The following is a 21942-nucleotide window of genomic DNA, read 5'->3' as shown; positions in this document are numbered from 1 at the left end:
TTCCGCAGGGCCGCTCATAAAAAACGCGCGCTTGAGGAAGAAATGACATGAAACCAACGGAAAAACGCTCCTTCGGCCGGGGTGCAACGGATGTCACGGCTTTTGCTTTCGGAACTGCCCCTCTGGGTAATTTTCTTCATGAAGTTGGCGAGGAAGATGCCCGGACCATGATCGACATGGCATGGGACAGGGGTGTGCGGCTGTTTGACACGGCGCCAATGTACGGACACGGACTGGCAGAACTCCGGCTTGGGCAGGCCCTGCGCTGGAAAAACCGCGATGATTATGCCCTGACATCAAAAGTCGGCCGTGTCCTTCATCCAGCACCCCGCGCCAGCATCGATTTTGTGCCCTGGAATAACGCGGCCGCCAATACCATGGCGTTTGATTATAGTTACGATGGGACGATGCGCGCTTTTGAAGACTCCCTTCAGAGGCTGGCGCTCGAACGCATCGATTTCGTATTTATTCACGATATTGACCGCTTCACACATGGAAACGCGCAGCCCGAATATTTCAGACAGGCGATGGACGGAAGCTGGCGCGCACTGGAAAAACTGCGTTCCGAAGGCGTCGTCAAGGGTATAGGGGTAGGCGTTAACGAATGGCAGGTCTGCCACGAAGCCCTTCAGCAGCGCGACTTCGACTGCTTCCTTTTGGCTGGGCGTTACACACTTCTGGAGCAGGATGCGCTGGAGAGCTTCCTCCCGTTATGCGAGGAGCGGGGGGTCACGCTCATGGTCGGAGGAGGGTTCAATTCCGGAATTCTTGCAACCGGAGCGGTCCCCGGCGCGAAATACAACTATTCACCCGCGCCTGCGGAAATCCTTGCGAAAGTCGCGCGGATTCAGGACGTGTGCCAGCAATATGATGTTCCCCTGCCTGCGGCAGCCCTGCAATTCGTTGTCGCGCATCCGGCCATCCGGGCATTTTGCGCGGGAACCCGAACGATGCAACAACTCGACCAGAACCTTGGTTGGTTCGATCATCCGATCCCACCCGGGTTCTGGGAAACACTGAAAAATCAGGAACTTCTTGCTGAAAATGCTCCCGTTCCACCCGATCCGGTGAGACGGGAGTTGCAGATGAACTGAAAATCCTCCCGCATTCCACTCTTTCGGAGCGGGATGCGGTTTTTATCGCTCAGGCGCTGAAGAACTGGCTGAAACCCATTCCGCGCAGGGCCCGGCGATAGGCGATCGAACTGCGATCCGCCATGACATGTGCTTCCAGTGTCGGATCGAGCGGCAGGTTCTCGGGCTTCTGCGCCTCAACCAGCGCGCGGTCTTCCTCAAAGACCTTCCGGTTGAAATCATAGACTGCCTGAAGCGGGATATGCTTGTCGAAGTTCCGGCAGATCGGCGAAAACATGCGCGTCATCCGTGCGGAAACGGGTGAGGCGGCATTCATGATGATCAGCCGCCCGTCATCCGGGAAATGGATTTCCAGCGTGGCGACGAAAGGCACATGGACGCGGAAATGCCGCAGCCATTCAAATCCCGGCTTTTCCCAGTCCTCATGCCCGACCGGAAAATTGCTGACCGTGCTGCGATATTCCGCCTCGAACCCGTCTTTCGTCATTCTGGGCATGTAGGAGGGAACGACGGGGTTATCGGGATCGGCGAAGGTCTCGGTATGGACGAAGGCGAAATGCGCCACGTCGATGAAGCCTTCAACCTGCCGCCCCGCAAAACCCGCGATGTCGATCCAGGGGCAGTTGATCTGCTGATACTCCGGCTCGTCCCAGTGGGGCATTGGCGGGATCGTCACGGTCCCGTCGGAATTCAGGCAGGTCCAGATCAGCCCGTATCGCTCGACGGCCGGATAGGTGCGCAGGTTCAGTTTGGAGGGAATGGCGCTGTCAGGGTGGGCGGGTACGCGCACGCACTTTCCGCCATTGCCGAAGCGGAAGCCATGATAGGCGCAGGCAATCGTTTCCCCATTGCCCGTGCCCATGCTGAGCGGGACGCCACGATGCGGGCACAGGTCATCGGCAATCACGATCGTCCCGCCCGCGCGATAAAGCACGAGAGGCACGTCGAGAAGCGTCACGCCCAGTGGCTTTTCTTCCAGTTCGCGCACCAGCGCCACTGGATGCCAGCAGCGGGAGAGAAGATCCCAGTCCGCCGCTTCGAACGTGCAGTTACGGGGCAGGGGCGCGGCGGCGGTCTGTGAGATCATGGGAAGCTCCTGAACATGAGAAGACATCATTCATGATCCGACTGTTCGCGGATATATCAAATTATATGATAAGCCGTTCGCGAAAAGAGATCGCTTAAGTGAAATCAGGCGCTTTTTATGGAGTTCCGGCTTTGATCTTGCGGGAGGTGGCAGTATCCTGCCTGTCAGTCCGGAAAATGAACGAACGCGACTGGCGTGTTTGTCCCATCCTCTGCCGGCAAACAGGAAGTATGTCCGCATGACCGTCCCGCAGCAGTCCAGCCCTTTTTTCCAGCAGCTGCGTCAGATCAACGGCGATCGGGGATTTCTTGCAAATCTGGGCGGTTTCTTCTGCGTCAGCTGCATGATGGGACTGGGCAACCTGTTCAGCCAGTCCCTGTTCCATGAAAACATGGCATGGCTTCTGGGGCCGCTCATGGTCATGATCGCGCTCTATTTCTTCCTGCCGTATTTTATCCTGCTGCTGACGAACAAGCGCTCCAGCGAAGGCTGACCCCGGACAGTTCCACAAAAAAGGGGAGATGGACCAGGTCCGTCTCCCCTTTTTGCTGCGCGGAACAGGCAGGCGTCAGTGCTGCGTATGCTCCTTGCGGACCTGGGCGACCTGATCCGCCGTCACCTGATAGGTGCCGCTGCCGAAGGTCTTGCTGACATAGTTCACGAGGCTTGCGACTTCCTCGTCATCCAGACGCTGCACATCCGACGTGCTGCCGAAGGCCGGCATGCTGGCATGGCCATCCGCCGTCTTGCGGTTCACGCCGGTCAGGATCGTCATGATCAGATTGTCCGGACGACCGGCGCCCACGACGGAGTTCTTGTACAGGGACGGTGCATACTGATCGGCCGTACCTGCACCATTCTGCCCGTGACAGGCAGCGCAGTTGGCGTCGAACAGGTTTTCCGGGTTCTTGTGAGACAGGTTGTCGATCCGGGTCAGCTCGCCTGAGCGCAGATCAGGGATATCGTTCGCCTTGCCGAAAGCGTCACGCGGCTGATGATCGGCCGTGTCGTCAATCGGTTTGACCTGAAGCACGAAGGCCGCAAGCGCATGCAGATCCGCATCCGTCAGATGGCTCGTGCTGTGTTCGACAGCTTCGCCCATCGGGCCGGCCGCCTGGCTTTTGCCCTTGACCCGTCCGGTGCGCAGATACTGGACGACGTCGTCTTCGTTCCAGTCTCCGATCCCGCCGGTCTTGCTCGGGGTGATGTTCGGCGCATACCAGCCGGCAACCGGACTTCCCGCCAGGAACTCATCGGATTTCTCCATGAGCATCACGTTGCGGGGGGTATGGCATGTCCCGCAATGCTCAAGGGCCGTGGCCAGATACTTGCCGCGCCGCAGCTTGTCATAGGTCGCGGAATCGCCGGTTTCCTGCTTCTCGCTGCCTGCCAGCATGTTCCAGCCCGACAGGGTCAGGCGGATATTGCTGGGAAAGCTGAGCTGGGTTGCAGGCGGCGTTTCGGCAACAGGTTTGACCCCGTTCATGAACCAGACATAGAGCGCGTGAATGTCCTGATCCGTCATGCCGGCATAGGAGACATACGGCATCACGGGATACAGGTTCTCGCCATCGCGCCGCTTGCCGCGACGCAGGGCCTGCTCGAAGTCATGCTCCGAGTATTTCCCGATGCCATGGTCGGCGTCCGGCGTGATGTTCGTCGAGATGATGTCGCCCATGGGGGTTGCGATCTTCAGACCGCCTGCAAACGGCGTCCCGCCCGGCTTGGTGTGGCAGGCGATACAATCTGCCGCCGTAGCGAGATAGGCGCCACGGTTCATGACATCCTGATCCACATCCGCCGCCCGTGCAGCATGACCGGACAGTCCGCCCAGAACCGTTCCACCCAGAAGGCCACCGGCAAGGAAAGACCAGAAAACGGTTTTGAAATCAGGCATGGAGCAGTTCTTTTTTCAGCGTATCGGCAACACGAAGCGCAAGGGCTGCGACGGTGAGGGTGATGTTCCCGGTTCCGACCGTGGAGAACACGGACGAACTCGCGATGAACAGGTTCTCGTGGTCATGCGTCCGGCAATGGCCGTCCACCACGGAATCCTTGGGGTCCACACCCATGATGGTGCTGCCTGAGGGATGATCCTGCGGGAAGTAGCCCGGCGTCCACTGCTCGTCCGTGCCGTGCATCAGGCCGATGAGGTTCTTGAACAGGCCGCGCGTGTGCTCGCAGCTGCGGACCGTGTATTCCGGCAGCTTGTAATAGACATCCGGATGAGGAATCCCGAGCGCATCCTTGTGCGTCGTGCTCAGCGTCAGGCGGTTGTCCGGGTCGGGCAGGGCCTCGTTATGGCTGAATAGACGGACCGTGTGGGAGGCCAGATAGCGGATCTGCTCTTCCAGGTCCCTGCCGACATAACCCTTGGAAATTGCAAGCTGTGTTGCGAAATCGACCTGGTTGTCGTCGACCATGTGCACGAGATACGCGCCGCGATCGCCACGCCAGTCGCCGTCACGGAAATTGTCGATCACGTTAGTCTCAAGCGGGCCGCGTCCCGGCCACAGGGCCTTGTCGCCACTGATGAACGTCACCTGCACGCCGGTATGATCCATCATGTTCCGGCCGACATGGCCCGAGCTGTTGGCGACACCGTCGGGGCTCTGCTCGTCTGCCGAGAGCAGCAGCAGCTTGGCCGTCTCGATGCAGTGCGCGGCGATCACGAAATACTTGCCGGTCACACGGTGCGAGCCCTTGTCCGGGTCGTAGTAGTGAACGGCCGTCACCTTCTTGTTCGCGCTGTCCCGCTCGATCTTGTAGACGACCGCGTTCGGCACGAACTTCGCCCCGGCTGCTTCGGCGTGATAGACGGAATATCCGCCGTTATACATCGCCCCGATCGGGCAGATCGGCATGCAGTTGTTGTGCCCTTCGCAGGTCGGGCGGCCGTCATAGGGCTTTGTGTTCCGGGCCTGCGGCTCATGCACGACGCGATAGGGCGTCTTTTCGCTGATGAGTTTGCGGAACTGCTGCGCCGCATAGGAAATCGGCAGCGCTTCCATCGGGTAGGGCTGCCTGCGCGGGGAGCCCAGATCCTCGACTTTCGGGTCCGGACCGCACACGCCCATCATGACTTCGGCCTGATAATAGAACGGCTCGAGATCGTCGTATTTCAGCGCCCAGTCACGGCCCTGACCATAGCGGGTCTTGAGCTCGAAATCGGACGGAAGATAACGCCACGCACAACCGGCCCAGTGCCAGGTCGTGCCACCCATCATCCGCAGATAGACCTGCTGATAGGCTTCGGCGTTCGGGCCGCTCGTATGCAGGTATTTATTGGGCGTGATCTGGTTGGGCGGATGCTCGGCCCAGGGCGTGGACGGGAAAGGCCCCTGATAGGACGGCTTGTTTTCCAGATTGCGGAAATTATCGACGAAATGCTGCCGGTCCACGCGGGGGCCGGCTTCGAGGACGATGACGGAAATGCCTGCGCGCGCCAGTTCGTTCGCAATGGAACTGCCCGCAACGCCGGACCCGACGATGACGACATCGGCGGAAAGATTCTGATCTGAAGACATAGGAGATGCTGTTCCCGCTCTCAGGTAGGTTCCACGTCGAACTTCGATGGCGACAGCGCAGGCGCGCCGGTCGGCTTGTCGACTTCAGGCGGCTGCGTCGTCCAGTAGAACGGGCCGCCTGCGGCGTAGGTCTTGGGGTAGATGGCGTCCTTGGTGATGTCGAACATCAGCGCCGAGCGATAGACCACGACTTTGCCGTCCGCGACGCCGCGATACCAGCCGGTCATGAGGTCATGAATGACGTCCTTGAACGCCGGGTCGGTCTGCTCGGCTGCCTTGGCGAAGGCGGAGGCGCTCTCGTAGGTTCCGCCGTCCAGCAGATCAGCCAGTTTTGAGAGCTGGGCCTTGCGCTCGGGTCCCGACTGGAGAATGCGCTCGTAAAGCGCCTTTCCGATCCGCGGGTCGAGAGAAGGGCGGTCCGTCAGGCGTGTCGAGACCTTCATGAAGCGTTCAAGTTCAGGATCGGCGCCGGTTGCAGGCTCTGCGGCCACGACATTTCCAGCCGCCAGAACACCCATGCCGGCCATGCCCGTCATCAGCGTATCACGACGTGACATCCGCATCAGCCGGTTCAGGCGCATGGCATTGGGAGAGGAAACATGGAGGTCAACAAGAGGGCAGTGACGATCTTTCGTCATGTAAAATCACTCTTCGCATACACTCGAGACTGATGACAGGACCGTGATCCGCGCCACCTTCAGAGGTCCGCAGCCTACAGCGACAGCGTGATCATGCAACCGTGAACGGCCAATTATCCGGAAATAATCCCGAAAAAGGGCAAGTCAGGAAGAGGTACCAGGGAAGGATAACTAACGGAAACGCCCGTTGTCTTATTATGGTTCCCAAGGATTTATGAAGATCTGCGGGAGGATTTATTACCTCTGTCCTTCGTGAATTAGGCAGAGTCGGCACCGGGTCCTCATCTGGGGCTTTTTCGACGTTGCGAATGTTTCGCAACTCGGTGTCTTGATGAAGAAATAGGGTACTTTTAGAGTCCTGTAAAAGAAAAGGGGCGCAGATGTGACCCTGCGCCCCTTCGATACTGCAGTCAGAAGGAGTGGGCTATGTGCCCACTCCCATGAAGACCAGCGCCGTTGTCATCAGCCCGACCAGAATGGCCAGAACGATGCTGCATTTGAGTGTGAACTGGAGCAGGGCGCCTTCCTGTCCCACCAGCCCCACGGCGGCCGAAGCCACGGCGATGGATTGCGGAGAGATCATCTTGCCAACGGCACCTCCAACCGTATTGGCCGCGACCAGCAACTCCCCGCTGACCCCGATCTGACGGCCTGTTGCCGCCTGAAGGCCGCCAAACAGCGCATTCGAGGACGTATCGGAGCCTGTCAGGAAAACACCCAGCCAGCCAAGCAGGGGCGCGAAGAAGGTAAATGCACCCTTGGTCATTGCCAGAACCAGGGCCAGTGTCGTGGAAAGGCCCGAATAGTTGGCCAGAAACGCGAAGGCCAGCACCATGCCGATGGCATAGATGGGCGTCTTCAGTTCCCGAAGCGTATCCGTGAAGGTCGCGACAGCGTCCTTCGGGCGCATTTTCAGGAACAGGACAGACATGACGCCTGCCAGCAGGATGGCCGTACCCACGGAAGAGACGAAATCCACCTTGAAGATCGCGGCATAAGGCGTCGGGCTGGGAACGATCGGCGCCATTTTCAGGACGAGGTTGTGCAGCCCCGGGAAGCGGATGACGAGCACCGTCCAGTCCAGCGGTCCACTGGCTGCGAAGAGGGCCTTGAAGGGTTTGATGCTCCAGACAGCCACGAAAGCCGTCAGGATGATGAAGGGAGACCAGGCCCGCAGGATCTGCGGTGCCGTATAGGTTGCCTTCTCGACGATGGCGTCGGCGGGTGTCTCTCCGGTTTCGAAGCGGAAAATCCGGCTCGGCTTCCAGATCCGAAGGAAGACGGGGATCGCCACCATCGTGACCAGCGGGGCTATGATGTCGGGAAGCTCGGGACCGATCACGAGGGCCGTCAGGGTCTGCGTAATGGCGAAGGTGGCACCCGCGACCAGAATGACGGGCCATGTCTCACGGATACCCCGCAGTCCGTCAACTACGCCGACCAGCCAGAATGGAATGACGATGCCGATTACGATCAACTGCATCACGACCAGCCGGCCCACCATGTACGGTTCCGCTCCGATCACCTGGGCTCCCACGATCACGGGGATGCCCATCGCGCCGAACGCTCCCGGGGCTGCATTGGCGATCAGGCACAGTCCGGCGGCGTAGATCGGGGGAAAGCCGAGGCCGACGAGCAGGGCTGTGGTGATGGCCACTGGCGCGCCGAAACCGGCAGCACCTTCCAGAAACGCCCCGAACGCGAAGGCAACGAGAAGAAGCTGGATGCGCTGGTCTTCCGAGACCGTCGAAATCGAATGGCGGATGATGTCGAACTGACCGGTCCGAACGGAGACTTTATAGAGAAAGACTGCCCCGATGATGATCCATGAAATGGGCCATAAACCGTAGGCAAAGCCATAAAGACACGCGGCCAGCGCCATGAAGACTGGCATGCCGTAGAATGCGACGGCCAGCACAAAGGTAATTCCGACAGTAATTGTACAGGCAATATGCCCTTTCATGCGCAGGTATAGCAGCGCGAAGAAGAAAAACAGGATCGGAATGAGAGCGATCGCGCCGGAAATCCAGATATTTCCTATGGGATCGTAGACTTGTGCCCAGGATGACATTCAGGGAATCTCCAAAATAAAAATTAAGTGATAATTGAAAAATTGATCTCTTTTTCTCGTGTTCTTTTGAGGAGCGTATTTTTTGAAAACAACAAGTGCAATAAGGACTGAATATAATCACCGGTAAACTTTATGACATACTGTTTTAATTAGTTAGTTTATTGCGTGTCTTGTTTTGTAAAAATTTTACTCCTGATGGGCTCTAATTGGTAAAAACACTTTTCTCTTGGGGTAATATTTCTGAACAATTTTGATTTTGTGCAGGAAAAAATTACAGGAAATGATGCCTGGACAGAGTCATCCTCTGAATACTTGTCGCGATCGGCGACAGTGGTTTCATGACTATTTGCATCTGAAATGAAAAACGGAGGCATCCGGGGAAGAATTTCTGGACTGTCCGGCGCATGCGGCAGGAGATTCTGTTTTTCACGGCCCCGGCCTGTGAGGCGGGAGTGCTCTCCGAACACGGAAATATGTGCGGTCACGACGCCGTGGCCCGTGCCGCGGAATGCCTTGTGGTGCTCTCGAAACGGTGAGAAACTGGAACGGCATCACTTTCAGCGTTGGACAGACAGGTTTCCATGCATCTTCGTCTTCTTTGTGCGTCCCTGATCGGGGCCGGCTCTCTTGTCTTTTCTTCCAGCGCATTGGCGTGGGGACCTTATGGTCATGCGATCGTGGCGGATATCGCGCAGGAACGTCTGACGCCGCAGGCCCAGAAGGCTGCCACGGCCCTGCTGGCCCTTGAGAACCATCAGACCCTCGATCAGGTCGCCTCCTGGCCGGATACGATCGGTCATGTTCCCAAGAAGAAGGGTGGGGCGCCGGAGACCCTGAAATGGCATTACGTCGATATCGACGTGTCCCATCCGGCTTACGATCAGGCCCGCGACTGCCCCGACCATGCCTGCGTTGTCGAGAAGCTGCCTGAGGAGATCAAAATCCTCGCCGACACCCATGCTGCGGCCCAGGATCGTCTGGTCGCCTTGAAATGGGTCGTTCACCTGATCGGTGATATCCACCAGCCCCTGCACGCTGCCGAGCGCAATAACGACAAGGGCGGCAATGCCATCCGTCTGACCTATTTCGGCAACAACGCCAACGGCCACATGAACCTGCATTCCCTGTGGGACGAGGGTGTGATCGACCATGAGGCGGATCTGCATGTCGGCCCGTTCTACAGCATCGACGCCTCCCGCGCGAAGAAGGAAGCCGACCGTCTTGGCGCCTTGATCACGCCCGATGAGACAAAATACTGGGTTCAGGATCTGGACGGCGGCGATGTTTACAACGCAACCGTTGACTGGGCCGATGAGAGCCATTCGCTGGCTCGGAGCGTGGCCTATGGCGCCCTTCCGGCTAACAAGGGCGCGGATATCGGCAAGGATTACACCGCGCTGACCTGGCCGATCATGGAACTGCGTCTGGAACAGGCGGGCGTGCGTCTGGCAGCCGTTCTCAACACCGCCCTGAGCGGCGGCTGAGAACAGTGTCTGTGTGGATGGACGTCAGGATTTCTGCGTCCATCCTCCACCCAGTGCCCGGTAGAGATGGGCCACGGAAACAGATACGCCAGCGCTGGATTCAGCCAGCGCGCTCCGGCTCGCCAGAAGGGCATTCTGCGTCGTCAGGACGTTGAGGAAGTCTCCCGCACCCTGACTGTACTGAAGCTGCGCGATATGGACGGCGGTCTCGTCTTCCGAAACCGTCTCTTCCAGCCGGTTCCGGCGCTCCTGCGCGGCGCTCAGATCCGCCATGGAGTCATCGACTTCTTCCCAGGCTTTCAGAAGCGTGCGCTGCAAGGCAATCGCCGCTTCCTTCTGCTGGGCTCGGCGTAGGTGAAGCTGTCCGGTCAGACGCCCGCCTTCGAACAGTGGTAGCGTCATGGTCGGGCCGAACCCGTACTGACGGGACGCCCATGATCCCAAGCCGCTAAACTGCAACGCCTGAATATCGAGACTGCCCGAGAGCGTTACGCGCGGGAAGAAGTCCGCAACCGCCACGCCGATGCTGGCTGTCGCAGCATGGAGATGGTCTTCGGCGGCCCGCACATCCGGGCGGCGCTCGGCCAGTTCAGAGGGCAGACCAACCGGAATGATATCGGGAACGGGCGGGATCGTCTGGGACGATCCAAGTCTGTCCTTCAGCGCGCCGGGTTCCCGCGCCGTCAGAAAGCTCAGCGCGTTCACGAGATGCACTTCCTGACTTTTCAGGACCGGAAGACGCGCCTCAAAGCCATGCATCTGCCCGCGGGAATAGGCGACATCGAGTTTTGTCGCCGTGCCCTGTGCAAAGCGCAGTCCCGTCAGCTTCACGCTGTGGCGGGCGATATCGATGCTTTGTTGCGTGATGCCGATCTGCGTCTGGATGTTGCGCAGGTTCAGATAGTCCTGCGCGGTCTCGGCCATGAGCGAGACCAGCACATCGCGGCGCAGTTCATCCGTCTCATGCATGGCCGCCGTTGCCGCTTCGACCTGCCGGCGGACATGCCCCCAGAAATCAACTTCCCAGGACGCGCTCAGCCCGTATTGCGGCAGGTTGAACGATGGGTTGCCCTTCGCCCCATCCGCCGCTGCCGGGCCGAACCCCTGTTCCCCGCTGGCGATTTCGCCGGGGCCGGCCTGCTGCGTCGTTCCCAGAAGCCCGAGAATACCGTTCGTGCTGGCGCGCTCGCGGGCATAGGAGGCGGCACCTTCCATATGCGGCATCTGGGCCGCACTGGCGATCTTCCGTTCAGCCTGACTTTCCGTGAAATGCAGGGCTGCTTCACGCAGATCGAGGTTGTTGCGTGCGACGTCTTCTTCCAGCGCTGTTAGCGTCGGATCACGATAGATCCGCCACCACTGTGCCTCAATGGTAGAGGTTTCCTGCGGATGGCTCGCAGCAGGGGCGAGGCTCTGGTGCCAGTGGGCCGGTGCATGCGGATCGGGACGATGATAGTCGGGACCCACCGTGCAAGCGGACAGTGCGGTCAGGGCCAGAAGAAAGCAGCGGGAAGGCTGGAGCATGGAAGGTCTCATTTCCAGAGATACCGCTCGTCATGGGCATGAATGCCTTCAGGCGTGGAGGACGTATCGATCCGCGCTTCAACGGACATGCCGACGCGCACCTTTTCCGCCAGAGGCTGGCCGGGATCGAAGGTCAGCTTGACCGGCACGCGCTGCACGACTTTGGTGAAGTTACCCGTCGCATTGTCCGGCTGAATGGCGGCGAAGGCCACGCCTGTCGCAGGAGCCAGACTGTCCACATGAGCCTTGAGCGGGTGGCCGGGGAACGTATCGACCCAGATCGTTGCACTCTGACCGGTCTGGACTTTCGTCAGCTGCGTTTCCTGAAAATTCGCCAGCACATAGGCCTTGCGGACCGGCACGACCGCCAGCAGCCCCGTGCCCGGATGGACATACGCACCAACGCGCACGCCACGCTCGCCCACCACGCCGTCCACGGGGGCAGGGATGGTGCAGTAGGACAGGTTCAGTTCGGCCTGATGCTCTGCGCTCTGGGCCTTCAGAAGCGCGCCCTGCGCCTTTTCAAGCTGCGCCTTCAGCACGGCGACCTGCTGTTCGGCCGTGCTGGTTTCGGCCTTGTCGCGGGCCAGGGCGGCGACGGCCTCAAGCTGCCGGGCTTCCGCGCCCTGTTGCTGCTCGATCGTGCTCGCCCCACCAGCCGAAAGATTGCGATATCGTGCCGCATTCTGCCGCGCGAAGACCAGCGCGGCCTCGTCGGACTGCACGGTATATTTCGCCGCATCGACGATGGAACCCTGACGGTCCAGAAGGGCCTGAAGGTTGTCTACGTCGCCCTGCGCTGCGGCGGTGTCACCTCGGGCGGCTCCCAAAGCCGCGCGGTAATCGTCGTCCTCGATATGGGCGAGTTCTTCCCCGGCATGGACGTATTCGTTGTCCTCGGCCAGCACGCGGTCGATACGACCTGAGACTTTGGGTGCCACGGTTGTGAAGTCGGCCGTGACATAGGCGTCGTTGGTTTCCTGGCGGATGCCGTCGCCCACAAAGAAGCGGTCAGCCGTCCAGGCCAGACCCGTCAGGACAATGACCGCACATCCGGCCAGAAGGAGGGGTTTTCCGTAAATCATGTTCGAGGCAGGTCCGTCAGTGCGCGGTGGCGGGAATGGAGGAAGGTGCAGGTTCGGGATCCGGTTCGCGGGCCGCGGCAGGGATGGCGGGAGCAGGTCCCTTGCCGGGCGGATAGACCCGTTTCGGCAGCACGGCGGTCAGCGCGACATAGAAGATGCAGATGCACATCACGACGAAGTAGATGTCCACCAGCGCCAGCGTGATCGACTGTTCGTGCAGATAGGTGTGGAAGATCTGAAGCGTGTTGCGCGCCACATGATTACTGTCGGGCGATGTATTGTTGATCGCCGCATGGATCGGATCGCCCATGCCTGAGAGCGACGTGGCGTTGTTGCCAGCCCGGTCCAGCAGCATGGTGGAATGATACTGCTCACGACGACGCAGCAGGATTTCGAAAATGGCGGTTGCGAATGCATTGGCCATGCCTTTGAGCATGTTCACCATGCCCGAGATGAACGGCCCGTCCGCAGGGCCAAGGGACATGGTGGCCAGCATCAGCACCGGGATCACGACCATTGGCTGGCCGAAGATCTGAAGCCCCTGCATGATATAGAAGTTGTCCCGCACCCAGTCCGGCGTCAGCCATGTGCCGAGGAATGCTGAGAGCGCCAGGCACGACATACCGAAGGCCAGCACATACCGGCAGTCCACCCGTGCGGAGTTGCAGAGTGCTGCCGTCAGCGGAAGCATGATGAGCTGGGGCAGGGCGACCGTCAGCGCGACCGGAGCTGCCTGGATCGGCCGATATCCCCGCACGGCTTCCAGATACGTCATCGGAACTTCGAGCATCAGCCCGCAGATGATGAGCACCGCCACCAGTGTGAGGAGTGACATGGTGATGTTACGGTTCTTCCAGTACTGAAGGCGGAAGAATGGACTGTGATGATGCCACTCATGGAACAGGAAGCCCACGAACAGCGCACCGCCCCAGAACGTCAGATGAGAGATGATGGGTGAGCGGAACCAGTCCAGCCGGTCCCCCTGATACAGCACGGTCACCACGCAGATGATCGACGGCACGCCAATGAAGAAGCCGCGCCAGTTGAACTTTCTGAACCGTTCGAGATGCACCGGATCGCGCGGTAGCCCATAGGCCATCATGGCGATGGCGATGATACTGAAGGGAATGACTTCCCAGTACAGCCAGCGCCAGCCCACATGCTCGAACCACATCGCTTCAAGCGGCCCGCCCAGATTGGGGCCGAAGGTGGCGCTCATCGCATAGCCGCCAATGCCGAACACCTTGATCGGTGGCGGCAGGTATTTGAGCATGACCGTCATCAGGACGGGCGGCAGGCATCCCGCACTCAGTCCCTGCGCCGCGCGGAGGAAACACAGCGAGATCATGTCCGGCATGAAGGGCAGGGGGATCGACAGCATGGCCAGCACAGCCGTCATGAAGATCGAGAAACGGTAAATCGAGAACGTCATGTAGAACCAGGGCGTGAACGCCATGGCCGCGATGTTGAAGGACTCATAGATCGAGGTGAACCACGTCCCCTCGTCATGTCCGATATGCATCGCGCCCCGGATGTCGGCGAGGCCGATTTCCGTGATGTGTTCGTTGAAACCGGCCACATGCACGGCCAGCAGCATCCCCAGACAGCCGACGATAGTCCGCATGCCGAAAGGCGGGATATAGGAGGGCTGCGCGGGTGGGGCGGCAGGTGGTGACGAAGCTGCTGGTTCCATGAATCTCTTCCGTTACCAGACAGCCCCTATCCGGAGTGAGTGGGTCCGAAAACCCACATTTGAAGCAAGTGACGTTTCCACTTTTCGCAAGGGTTGAAGAAATCCCTTCCATTTTTACACGAAGGCGTGAAAATGCACCTGAAACCAGCTGGAAAGGGAGTGTGCGATGGCGAAGCGGACTGACCGCCACAGACGCTACGATCTCGATCTTCTGCGCTATCTTCAGGTTCTGGTGGAAGAAGAGAGTGTTTCACAGGCCGCGCGGCGCCTGAAGGTGAGCGACGCTGCCATGAGCCGCCATCTTGCAACCCTGCGAACAGTGTTCGGAGACCCGATCCTGGTCCTGTCGGGCCGACGCATGGTGGCCACGACCTTCGCCAATCGCATCCGTGATCGTGTCCAGAGCATCGTGCGCGACGCGGATGCGCTGGTGAATGACAGTGAGACCCTCAACCTGCGCAACATCTCGCCCCGTTTCACGATCCGCGCCAATGACCTGATCGTTGGCGCATTCGGTCACGCCATTCTGATGGCCCTCAAACGGGACTGCCCCGGTTGCAGCATCGTGTTTTCGCCCGAGACGGAGGAAGCGGCCAGCGACGCTTTGCGTAACAGCCGGATCGATCTCTATGTGGGCGCCACGGACGATCTGCGGCCCGAAACCATGCGTCAGACCCTGTTTCTGACATCGTTTCGCGTCATGGTCCGCGAGGGACACCCTATTTTCGCGCGTGGCATCACCCCGCAGACCCTCGTCGATTACGACCATATCAGCGTCTCGCGCAAAGGCCTTCCCTACGGTCCGATCGATACTGTCCTGAAGGAGCGGTACGGCCTGACCCGTCCCATCGCGATGGTCGTCCCCACTTATCATTCCATGATCGAAACAATGCGCGAGACGGACATGATCCTGCCGCTGCCCGATATCGTCATCGATCGCCTGCCACTCTCCCAGATCCAGCTCGCAGCTTTCGATTTTCCGTTCGATCTGCCTCCCGTTACGTCGCTTCAGGCCTGGCATCCCCGCGTGGATACGGATGGCGTCCATCGCTGGCTGCGCGATACGGTCTTTCAGGTCATTCGTCGCGAACTCGTCCGGTTCCGGGGAGACGGGTCTGGTGCCGCCTCGCGGAGCCCCTGATCACGGATCTGGGAATTGCGTTCATAGATTTTCCGCAAGTGGCCTGAGGCTGGCCTGAAGGCGCGGGACGACGAAATCCAGAAAGACCCGGATGCGCTGGGGGACCTGTTTTCCGCCCTGGTAGAGCGCGTGGATCTCTTCCTCGTCCCGCGTGCCGCTTTCCGTCAGAACTTCCACCAGACGTCCCGCCGCCAGATCCTCACGCACGTGATATTCCGCAAGCCGTGCCAGTCCGGCCCCGCGGATCGCGGCCCGGCGGACGGTCTCGCCATTATTGGCGAGCAAGGGGCCCTGGACGATCCGGTCCACGATCCTGCCCCGCTCCTGCAGCGGCCAGACCGGCGCCGCCCGGCGGAAATTGAATCCCAGACAGCGATGATGCTCCAGATCGTCCACGGTTTCAGGCCGTCCGAACCGCTCCAGATAATCCGGTGCGCCGACGATCAGCCGCGGTACGCTTCCCAGATGCCGGGCGGTCAGGCTGGAATCCTGAAGTTTTCCGACGCGGAAGGCGATATCCGTCCGGTCCAGATACAGGTCCGTCATTTCATCGGAGAGTGACAGATCAACCACGATATCCGGGTAGGCGTCCCAGAATGCGGGGAGCAGCGGCTCCAGCGCCAGCGTCCCGAATGCCACGGACGCATTGATCCGCACCGTTCCCGTGAGCTGGACGGTTTTCTTGGACAGGAACCCTTCCATGTCGTCCAGCTCCGCGATCAGGGCCTGTGCCCGATCGTAATAAGCCAGACCTTCGGGTGTGACTGACAGTCTGCGCGTCGAGCGTTCCACGAGCCGGACCCCCAGACGGTTCTCCACCCGCCCGATCAGCTTGCTGACGGTGGACGGCGTGGTCATGGAGAGACGCGCGGCCTCGGAAAAGCTGCCACTCTCCACGACGCGGAGAAAGATCTTCATTTCCCCGAAACGGTTATCCATCTGTCTTCCGATCTGTGAAACTGCTTCACAGGTTTTGTGGAGATCGAAACAATTATCAAGAGGGAGTTATCGGTTCATCATGCTCCCTGAACAGTCCCATCCCCGATGTCTGACAGAACGGATATGCGATCATGACGAAAATTCTTCTCCTCAATGGCGGCAAGGTCTTTGCCCATTCCCACGGGCGGCTGAACGACACGCTTCAGGCTCTTGCGGCGGACATTCTTTCCAAAAACGGCCATGAGATCCGCCAGACGAAGCTCGATGACGGCTATGACGTGGAGCAGGAAGTCGAGAACTTCATCTGGGCTGATCTGATCATCTATCAGTGCCCGGGCTGGTGGATGGGGCTGCCGTGGATCGTCAAGAAATACATCGACGAAGTCATGACGGCCGGCCATGGCAAGCTCTACGCCAATGATGGCCGCAGCCGGGCGCATCCGGAGCGCAAATATGGCTCGGGCGGCTTGGTTCAGGGCAAGCGGTACATGCTGTCAACGACCTGGAACGCGCCGGCAGAGGCTTTCACGGACCCGAACCAGTTCTTCGAGGGGCGCGGTATCGACGGGGTATATTTCCCGTTTCACAAGGCTCACGAATTCCTGGGCATGTCTGCGCTCCCGACCTTTCTTGCGACGGACGTGATGAAGGCGCCGAATGTGGATGCAACACTCGCAGCCTATCGCCAGCATCTGCAGGACGTCATCGGTACGGCGTCCTGACTGGAACGGGGGCAGCCTGCGCCGCCCCCGTTTTTTTACAGGCTCATCTGCAGAACGCGGCGGCTGACGTCCGGGGTGATGTCGGCGTGTTCACCCAGTGCCGTCATGCCGTGAGCCTCAAGCTGTCCGATCAGGGGGTCGATGGCGTCCTTGCCGATGTCGTAGGCTGACAGGCGCGTCGGGATGTCCAGACTTTCGAAAAATTCTTCGGTCCGCACGATTGCGGCTTCGATCCGCTCGTCTTCCGTGCCGTCATGCAGGTTCCACACGCGGGCTGCGTACTGAAGCAGCTTGCCGCGCTTGGTGTCTTTTCGGGTCCGGAGCATGGACGGCAGGACGATTGCAAGCGTCCGGGCATGGTCGATGTCATACCGTGCCGTCAGTTCATGGCCGATGCTGTGCGTGGACCAGTCCTGCGGCATGCCGACGCCGATGATCCCGTTGAGCGCCAGTGTCGCGATCCACATGAAATTGGCGCGGAGTGAATAGTTTTCCGGCTCGCTCAGCACCTTCGGTCCGATCTCGATCAGGCTGAGCAGAAGTCCCTCGGCAAAGCGGTCCTGCGCCAGCCCGTCCGCGGGATAGGTCAGGTACTGTTCCATGATGTGAACGAAGGAATCCACGACGCCATTCGCAACCTGCCGCACGGGCAGGGAATAGGTGCGGGTGGGGTCCAGGACCGAGAAGCGCGGGAAGACATGCGGGCTGCCGAAAGCCAGCTTTTCGCGCGTTGACTGACGCGTGATGACGCTGAAGCTGTTCATTTCCGAACCCGTGGCCGGCAGCGTCAATACGGTACCCAGTGGCATCGCGGCTTTGACGTTCGCGCCATGCGTCGTGAGGATGCTCCACGGATCGCCTTCGAAATCCACGGCCGCAGCCACGAATTTTGTCCCGTCGATCACGGACCCGCCGCCGACGGCCAGCAGGAAGTCCAGTTTTTCCTTCCGGATGAGTTCGACGGCCTTCATCAGGGTTTCGAATGTCGGGTTGGCTTCGATGCCGCCGAATTCCCGTGTGAAACGGCCTTCAAGCGCCTTGCGGACGTCCGGAAGCGTGCCGTTGCGTTCCGCGCTTGAACCGCCGAACAGGATCAGGACACGCGCTTCGGCCGGGATATGCTCGGCCAGCTTCGGAATCGTGTTCTCGCCGAAAATGATGCGTGTGGGATTGTAGAATTCAAAATTCTGCATGGGTCCTGCCTTCAGATGGATCTTCTGATTGCGTCGCTATCGACGTGGATTCTGCGGCCCGCAAGATTCGGCTGCATGGTCCTGCTTACGGATATCCTAGCGGTTTTCTGCCGCCCGGCACAGACGGGAAGATGGCGTGGCGGCGCGTGGGAACCTTGTGTGTGCTGCTTTGGGGATCCATCTCAGGAGAGCGGGTGATCACCCAGGCGAAACCGCAGGGGTAACCTGCCCTTTAAAATGCCCGCAGGCTCAGGTCATGCCGGGCGAGAAAATGGGGATGCCGCGATGTATATTGCCATGAACCGCTTCAGGGTCCGGCCGGACAGCGAAGAGGCTTTTCGCAAAAAATGGCTGGATCGTGATGTGCTGCTCAGAACCGTGCCCGGATTTGTCAGCTTCCAGTTTCTTCGTGGGCCGGCGATGGAAGATTACGTCCTTTATGCCTCTCATACCGTCTGGGCGTCTTACGATGCTTTCATCGGCTGGACCCGATCGGAAGAATTCCGGGCCGCGCATGCCGGTGCCGGGCAGGGACCAGCCCTGACGCTGGGGCCACCCGTATTCGAGGGCTTTCAGGTCCTTCAGGATATCCAGGCCTGAGTTTCGGTTCCTGACGCGTTCGGACATGTCTGCTCTGGCCACGTCATCTTGACGAACCTGTCATAACGGTTTGTGAATAGAACGAACGCGGGATCGGGCTGAAATGCTTTTCGGTTAGCGTCATGCAGACCCGGTCGTGTCCCGCGTCCGGTATGAAAGACCCAGGACAGGAAGAACAATGACGGCATCTCTCCGTTGCGAAGTGACAGCGCTCCTCGACAGTCTTGGCGTGTCGCCTGATCTGTATACGGGGGGCAGTCTGGCGGTGAAGTCTCCGCTCACGGGGGAAGTGATTGCCGAGGTCGCGGAAATCAGTGCAGAGCAGGCGAAGGAGACGATCGCCAGTTCACTCGGGGCATTCAAAGCCTGGCGCAGGGTTCCGGCGCCACGTCGCGGTGAACTTGTCCGTCTGCTGGGTGAGGAGCTTCGGGCCAGCAAGGAGGCGCTCGGACGGCTCGTGACGCTGGAAGTGGGCAAGGTGCCGTCCGAAGGGCTGGGCGAAGTGCAGGAAATGATCGACATCTGCGACTTCGCGGTCGGTCTGTCCCGCCAGCTTTACGGCCTGACGATCCAGTCCGAACGCCCGGACCATCGCCTGACGGAGCAGTGGCATCCGATCGGGCCGGTAGGTATCATTTCGGCATTCAATTTTCCCGTTGCGGTCTGGTCCTGGAATGCCGCGCTGGCGCTGGTCTGCGGTGACAGCGTGATCTGGAAACCTTCGGAAAAGACCCCCCTGACGGCTCTGGCCACGCAGGCCCTGTTTCTGAAAGCCGCAGCCCGTTTCGGCAGTGACGCACCGGCCGCGCTCAGCACGCTTCTGGTCGGTGGTCGCGAGATCGGCGAACTGATGGTGGAAGACCGTCGTGTCCCTGTCATCTCGGCAACGGGTTCGACACGGATGGGCCGTGATGTCGGTGAGCGTGTGGCGCGGCGTTTCGGGCGCTCCATTCTGGAACTTGGCGGCAATAATGCGTCCATCGTCACACCCTCCGCCGATCTGGATTTGACGCTGCGTGCTGTTTCCTTCGGTGCCATGGGGACCGCCGGGCAACGTTGCACGACGCTGCGGCGTCTGTTCGTGCATTCCAGCGTCTATGACACGCTCGTGCCGAAGCTGGTCACTGTCTACAAGGCGATTTCGGTCGGTAACCCGGTCGAGGGGGACGCGCTCGTTGGTCCGTTGATCGATGCGGCCTCCTTCAGGATGATGCAGGATAGCCTGAAGGCTGCTGCGGACGCAGGCGGCACGGTTCATGGTGGAACGCGCGTTGATGTGAACGGCGAGGCGTCGTTCTATGTCCGCCCGGCAATGGTCGAGATGCCATCGCAGACGGGGCCGGTTCTGGAAGAAACCTTCGCGCCGATCCTGTATGTCATGAAATATGACACGCTCGATGAAGCTATCGCGCTTCAGAACGACGTGGTGCAGGGCCTGTCGTCATCCATTTTTGCGACTGATATCCGCGAGGTTGAGCAGTTCCTGTCGGCCCAGGGTTCCGACTGCGGCATCGCGAACGTCAATATGGGGCCGTCCGGCGCGGAAATCGGGGGAGCCTTCGGAGGCGAGAAGGAAACCGGCGGCGGGCGTGAGTCCGGTTCCGATGCGTGGAAGGCCTATATGCGCCGGCAGACCAACGCCATCAATTACGGGCGGACCCTGCCGCTTGCGCAGGGCGTGAAGTTTGATGTGGATGGTGGCTCGGCGGACGCCTGATCACGGATTTCCGGAGGGGCGGGGCGCAGGCGTCGTCCCTTGGTCCTGTGTAGGCGGGGCCTGCTTTTCCTCGCTGGCATGCGTAATGCTGAGCCGGTCATGGGTTGGCGACCAGGGGAGAGCTTTCTCCTCGACATAGTCCGGCGGGGGCTTGAAGTCCTCAAGCCAGAGCCTGCCCTTCATGGGATTGATCAGAACGTTGAAGTGCTTGAGGACGTCCATGCCAAGAATGTTGAATTCCGCGTCCGGGACGACGTCCAGGGTGATGTCATGCAGCGTGTGCGAGCCGAGTTGCAGCGTGCTGAAATGATGCCTGTGTCCGAGCAGGACCTCGCCGGCGCCGACGCGGATCTCGTCATCCTGCGCGAGCATACGGCGTGAAATGCCCATTTTCCGCGCCACCCATTGCTGGATGATGGAGCGGTTGGCGCTGGTATTGATTTGCATGTCCACCTTGTGCCCGTCCAGCACGGCCGTCATCTGATTGAGCTGGGGGGACTCATCATCGAACGAAACCAGGGGAATGAAGGGCCCCGGATCTTTCATGAGCGTTCCGATATCGGGGCAGTCCGGTGCCGTGTCGTAAGTAAAAATGGCCATTTTCTGGGAGTAACGGTCGATCAGGACATGATAGTTCCCGAGAATGTCCCACCCGATATCCACCATCAGGAGCAGCCCGTCGGGTGCTTTCGGGGGGCGTTCACCGACCAGCAGGGCCGTCATGTCCTTGAGAACGGATTGACCGATCTGAAGGCTGTGGACGGTGGTGGAATAGTTTCCGCCCGTTCCCGTGACCGAAATGGTTCTGATGGGATCTTCGCGGTAAAAATTAAATCCCTTTGCGTCCCAGACACTCGTGCGCGTGGTGAAGGTCGAGAAAAAGGCGCCGACGTCATGGTCATTCACCCGGACATGAATCACGGGAGCGCCAGCGGGGTTCAGGAAAGGCACGACTTCGCTCGTCATGACGCAGTCATGAATGGATCTGGCCTGGGCGGATGGGATGAGAGCGAGCAGAGCGAAAAAGGCAGAGGGAATATTCCGCCTGAAAGACAGTCTGCCCATCACTGATCCTAACTCAAGGGCGAGGTAACCCTGCCAGAAGCTTGTCCCGTTTCCCCGCAAAAGCCAAATGCTTTCACGGGGATGCAGCCTCGCCTTACCGTGTGAAGGCTCTGACGAAAGCGTTCTGCTGTTTGACTTCGACGGGGAGTCTGGTGTCGGTAAGGGCCTTGCCCTGCCATCCGGCGCCGAGTGCGATGTACAGCGCGACGGCGTTGCGGACGCGGGCGAGGCGGCCGACGACGGCCTGGTCCTCGGCGGACAGGGCGGTCTGCTCGGTCGTCAGCACGTTCAGATATCCGGTCAGACCGGCCGTGAACAGCTTCTGCGCCCGGTCACGGGCCAGGCCGGCATCGACGGAGGCC

At 59.9% G+C, this 21942-nt stretch carries 19 protein-coding genes and 1 pseudogene; 7 read left to right on the top strand and 13 right to left on the bottom strand.

Features of this window, described 5'->3' with window-relative positions:
- Positions 1-47 precede the first annotated feature (47 nt).
- Positions 48-1094 carry an aldo/keto reductase gene (locus HKD27_RS11240; RefSeq protein ID WP_194689655.1) on the top strand — a complete coding sequence of 349 codons (1047 nt, stop codon included), beginning with the start codon at positions 48-50 and terminating at the stop codon, positions 1092-1094.
- A 49-nt stretch (positions 1095-1143) separates the two neighbouring features.
- Here HKD27_RS11240 and HKD27_RS11235 read toward each other — a convergent pair whose 3' ends face one another.
- A complete protein-coding gene (locus tag HKD27_RS11235) occupies positions 1144-2181 on the bottom strand; it encodes a Rieske 2Fe-2S domain-containing protein (protein WP_194689656.1) in 1038 nt (345 codons plus the stop codon).
- A 238-nt stretch (positions 2182-2419) separates the two neighbouring features.
- Between HKD27_RS11235 and HKD27_RS11230 the strand changes: the two genes are divergently transcribed.
- On the top strand, positions 2420-2674 hold the full coding sequence (locus HKD27_RS11230; RefSeq protein WP_041112272.1) for a hypothetical protein: 255 nt from the start codon (positions 2420-2422) through the stop codon (positions 2672-2674).
- A gap of 75 nt (positions 2675-2749) precedes the next feature.
- Here the strand turns inward: HKD27_RS11230 and HKD27_RS11225 are convergent, their stop codons facing one another.
- The 5 genes from HKD27_RS11225 to HKD27_RS11205 all read right to left on the bottom strand — a co-directional run bounded on the left by HKD27_RS11225 (position 2750) and on the right by HKD27_RS11205 (position 8902).
- Positions 2750-4078 (bottom strand): cytochrome c, encoded by a 1329-nt coding sequence (locus HKD27_RS11225; RefSeq protein WP_194689657.1) that lies wholly within the window; start codon positions 4076-4078, stop codon positions 2750-2752.
- The gene (locus HKD27_RS11220) at positions 4071-5708 is read right to left on the bottom strand and encodes a GMC family oxidoreductase (protein WP_194689658.1); all 1638 of its coding nucleotides are present in this window, start codon (positions 5706-5708) and stop codon (positions 4071-4073) included. Before HKD27_RS11220 ends, HKD27_RS11225 begins: the two co-directional genes overlap by 8 nt.
- Before the next feature lie 20 nt (positions 5709-5728).
- Positions 5729-6346: a sorbitol dehydrogenase family protein gene (locus HKD27_RS11215; protein WP_194689659.1), complete on the bottom strand. Its 618-nt coding sequence runs from the start codon at positions 6344-6346 to the stop codon at positions 5729-5731.
- Positions 6347-6770: 424 nt separating this feature from the next.
- Positions 6771-8417, bottom strand: coding sequence for a lactate permease LctP family transporter (locus HKD27_RS11210; protein WP_194689660.1), 1647 nt, complete (start codon positions 8415-8417; stop codon positions 6771-6773).
- Positions 8418-8575: 158 nt separating this feature from the next.
- The gene (locus HKD27_RS11205; RefSeq protein WP_194689661.1) at positions 8576-8902 is read right to left on the bottom strand and encodes a hypothetical protein; all 327 of its coding nucleotides are present in this window, start codon (positions 8900-8902) and stop codon (positions 8576-8578) included.
- 96 nt (positions 8903-8998) lie between these two features.
- Here HKD27_RS11205 and HKD27_RS11200 point away from each other — a divergent pair, with 96 nt between their 5' ends.
- A complete protein-coding gene (locus HKD27_RS11200) occupies positions 8999-9901 on the top strand; it encodes a S1/P1 nuclease (RefSeq protein WP_194689662.1) in 903 nt (300 codons plus the stop codon).
- A gap of 24 nt (positions 9902-9925) precedes the next feature.
- Here HKD27_RS11200 and HKD27_RS11195 read toward each other — a convergent pair whose 3' ends face one another.
- From HKD27_RS11195 to HKD27_RS11185, 3 genes are read right to left on the bottom strand one after another with little or no spacing between them, the layout of a single operon-like run.
- Positions 9926-11425, bottom strand: coding sequence for an efflux transporter outer membrane subunit (locus HKD27_RS11195; RefSeq protein ID WP_228518491.1), 1500 nt, complete (start codon positions 11423-11425; stop codon positions 9926-9928).
- Between the two features lie 8 nt (positions 11426-11433).
- Positions 11434-12510 (bottom strand): HlyD family secretion protein, encoded by a 1077-nt coding sequence (locus HKD27_RS11190; protein ID WP_194689664.1) that lies wholly within the window; start codon positions 12508-12510, stop codon positions 11434-11436.
- A 16-nt stretch (positions 12511-12526) separates the two neighbouring features.
- Positions 12527-14203 (bottom strand): MFS transporter, encoded by a 1677-nt coding sequence (locus HKD27_RS11185; RefSeq protein ID WP_194689665.1) that lies wholly within the window; start codon positions 14201-14203, stop codon positions 12527-12529.
- Between the two features lie 166 nt (positions 14204-14369).
- Between HKD27_RS11185 and HKD27_RS11180 the strand changes: the two genes are divergently transcribed.
- Positions 14370-15344 carry a LysR family transcriptional regulator gene (locus HKD27_RS11180; protein WP_194689666.1) on the top strand — a complete coding sequence of 325 codons (975 nt, stop codon included), beginning with the start codon at positions 14370-14372 and terminating at the stop codon, positions 15342-15344.
- A gap of 21 nt (positions 15345-15365) precedes the next feature.
- Here the strand turns inward: HKD27_RS11180 and HKD27_RS11175 are convergent, their stop codons facing one another.
- Positions 15366-16283: a LysR family transcriptional regulator gene (locus HKD27_RS11175; protein WP_062446885.1), complete on the bottom strand. Its 918-nt coding sequence runs from the start codon at positions 16281-16283 to the stop codon at positions 15366-15368.
- 131 nt (positions 16284-16414) lie between these two features.
- Here HKD27_RS11175 and HKD27_RS11170 point away from each other — a divergent pair, with 131 nt between their 5' ends.
- On the top strand, positions 16415-17005 hold the full coding sequence (locus tag HKD27_RS11170) for an NAD(P)H-dependent oxidoreductase (protein ID WP_194689667.1): 591 nt from the start codon (positions 16415-16417) through the stop codon (positions 17003-17005).
- 35 nt (positions 17006-17040) lie between these two features.
- Here the strand turns inward: HKD27_RS11170 and HKD27_RS11165 are convergent, their stop codons facing one another.
- Positions 17041-18198, bottom strand: coding sequence for an iron-containing alcohol dehydrogenase (locus HKD27_RS11165; RefSeq protein ID WP_194689668.1), 1158 nt, complete (start codon positions 18196-18198; stop codon positions 17041-17043).
- Positions 18199-18483: 285 nt separating this feature from the next.
- On the opposite strand from HKD27_RS11165, the gene HKD27_RS11160 reads away from it, so the two are divergent.
- Positions 18484-18798 carry an antibiotic biosynthesis monooxygenase gene (locus HKD27_RS11160; RefSeq protein ID WP_062496655.1) on the top strand — a complete coding sequence of 105 codons (315 nt, stop codon included), beginning with the start codon at positions 18484-18486 and terminating at the stop codon, positions 18796-18798.
- Positions 18799-18976: 178 nt separating this feature from the next.
- Entirely contained in the window at positions 18977-20515 is a 1539-nt protein-coding gene (locus HKD27_RS11155; protein WP_194689669.1) for an aldehyde dehydrogenase family protein, read from the top strand.
- Here HKD27_RS11155 and HKD27_RS11150 read toward each other — a convergent pair whose 3' ends face one another.
- Positions 20516-21481 carry a retroviral-like aspartic protease family protein gene (locus HKD27_RS11150; protein WP_194689670.1) on the bottom strand — a complete coding sequence of 322 codons (966 nt, stop codon included), beginning with the start codon at positions 21479-21481 and terminating at the stop codon, positions 20516-20518. It lies immediately after the preceding gene.
- Between the two features lie 193 nt (positions 21482-21674).
- Positions 21675-21942, bottom strand: a pseudogene (locus HKD27_RS11145) (secretion protein); the annotation flags it as partial.

It is taken from the genome of Gluconobacter sp. R75690, from assembly GCF_015244525.1.
GTDB classification, from domain to species: Bacteria; Pseudomonadota; Alphaproteobacteria; order Acetobacterales; family Acetobacteraceae; genus Gluconobacter; species Gluconobacter potus.
Note: the sequence above shows the minus strand (reverse complement) of the source record. Positions and strands in the feature narration are given on the sequence as shown.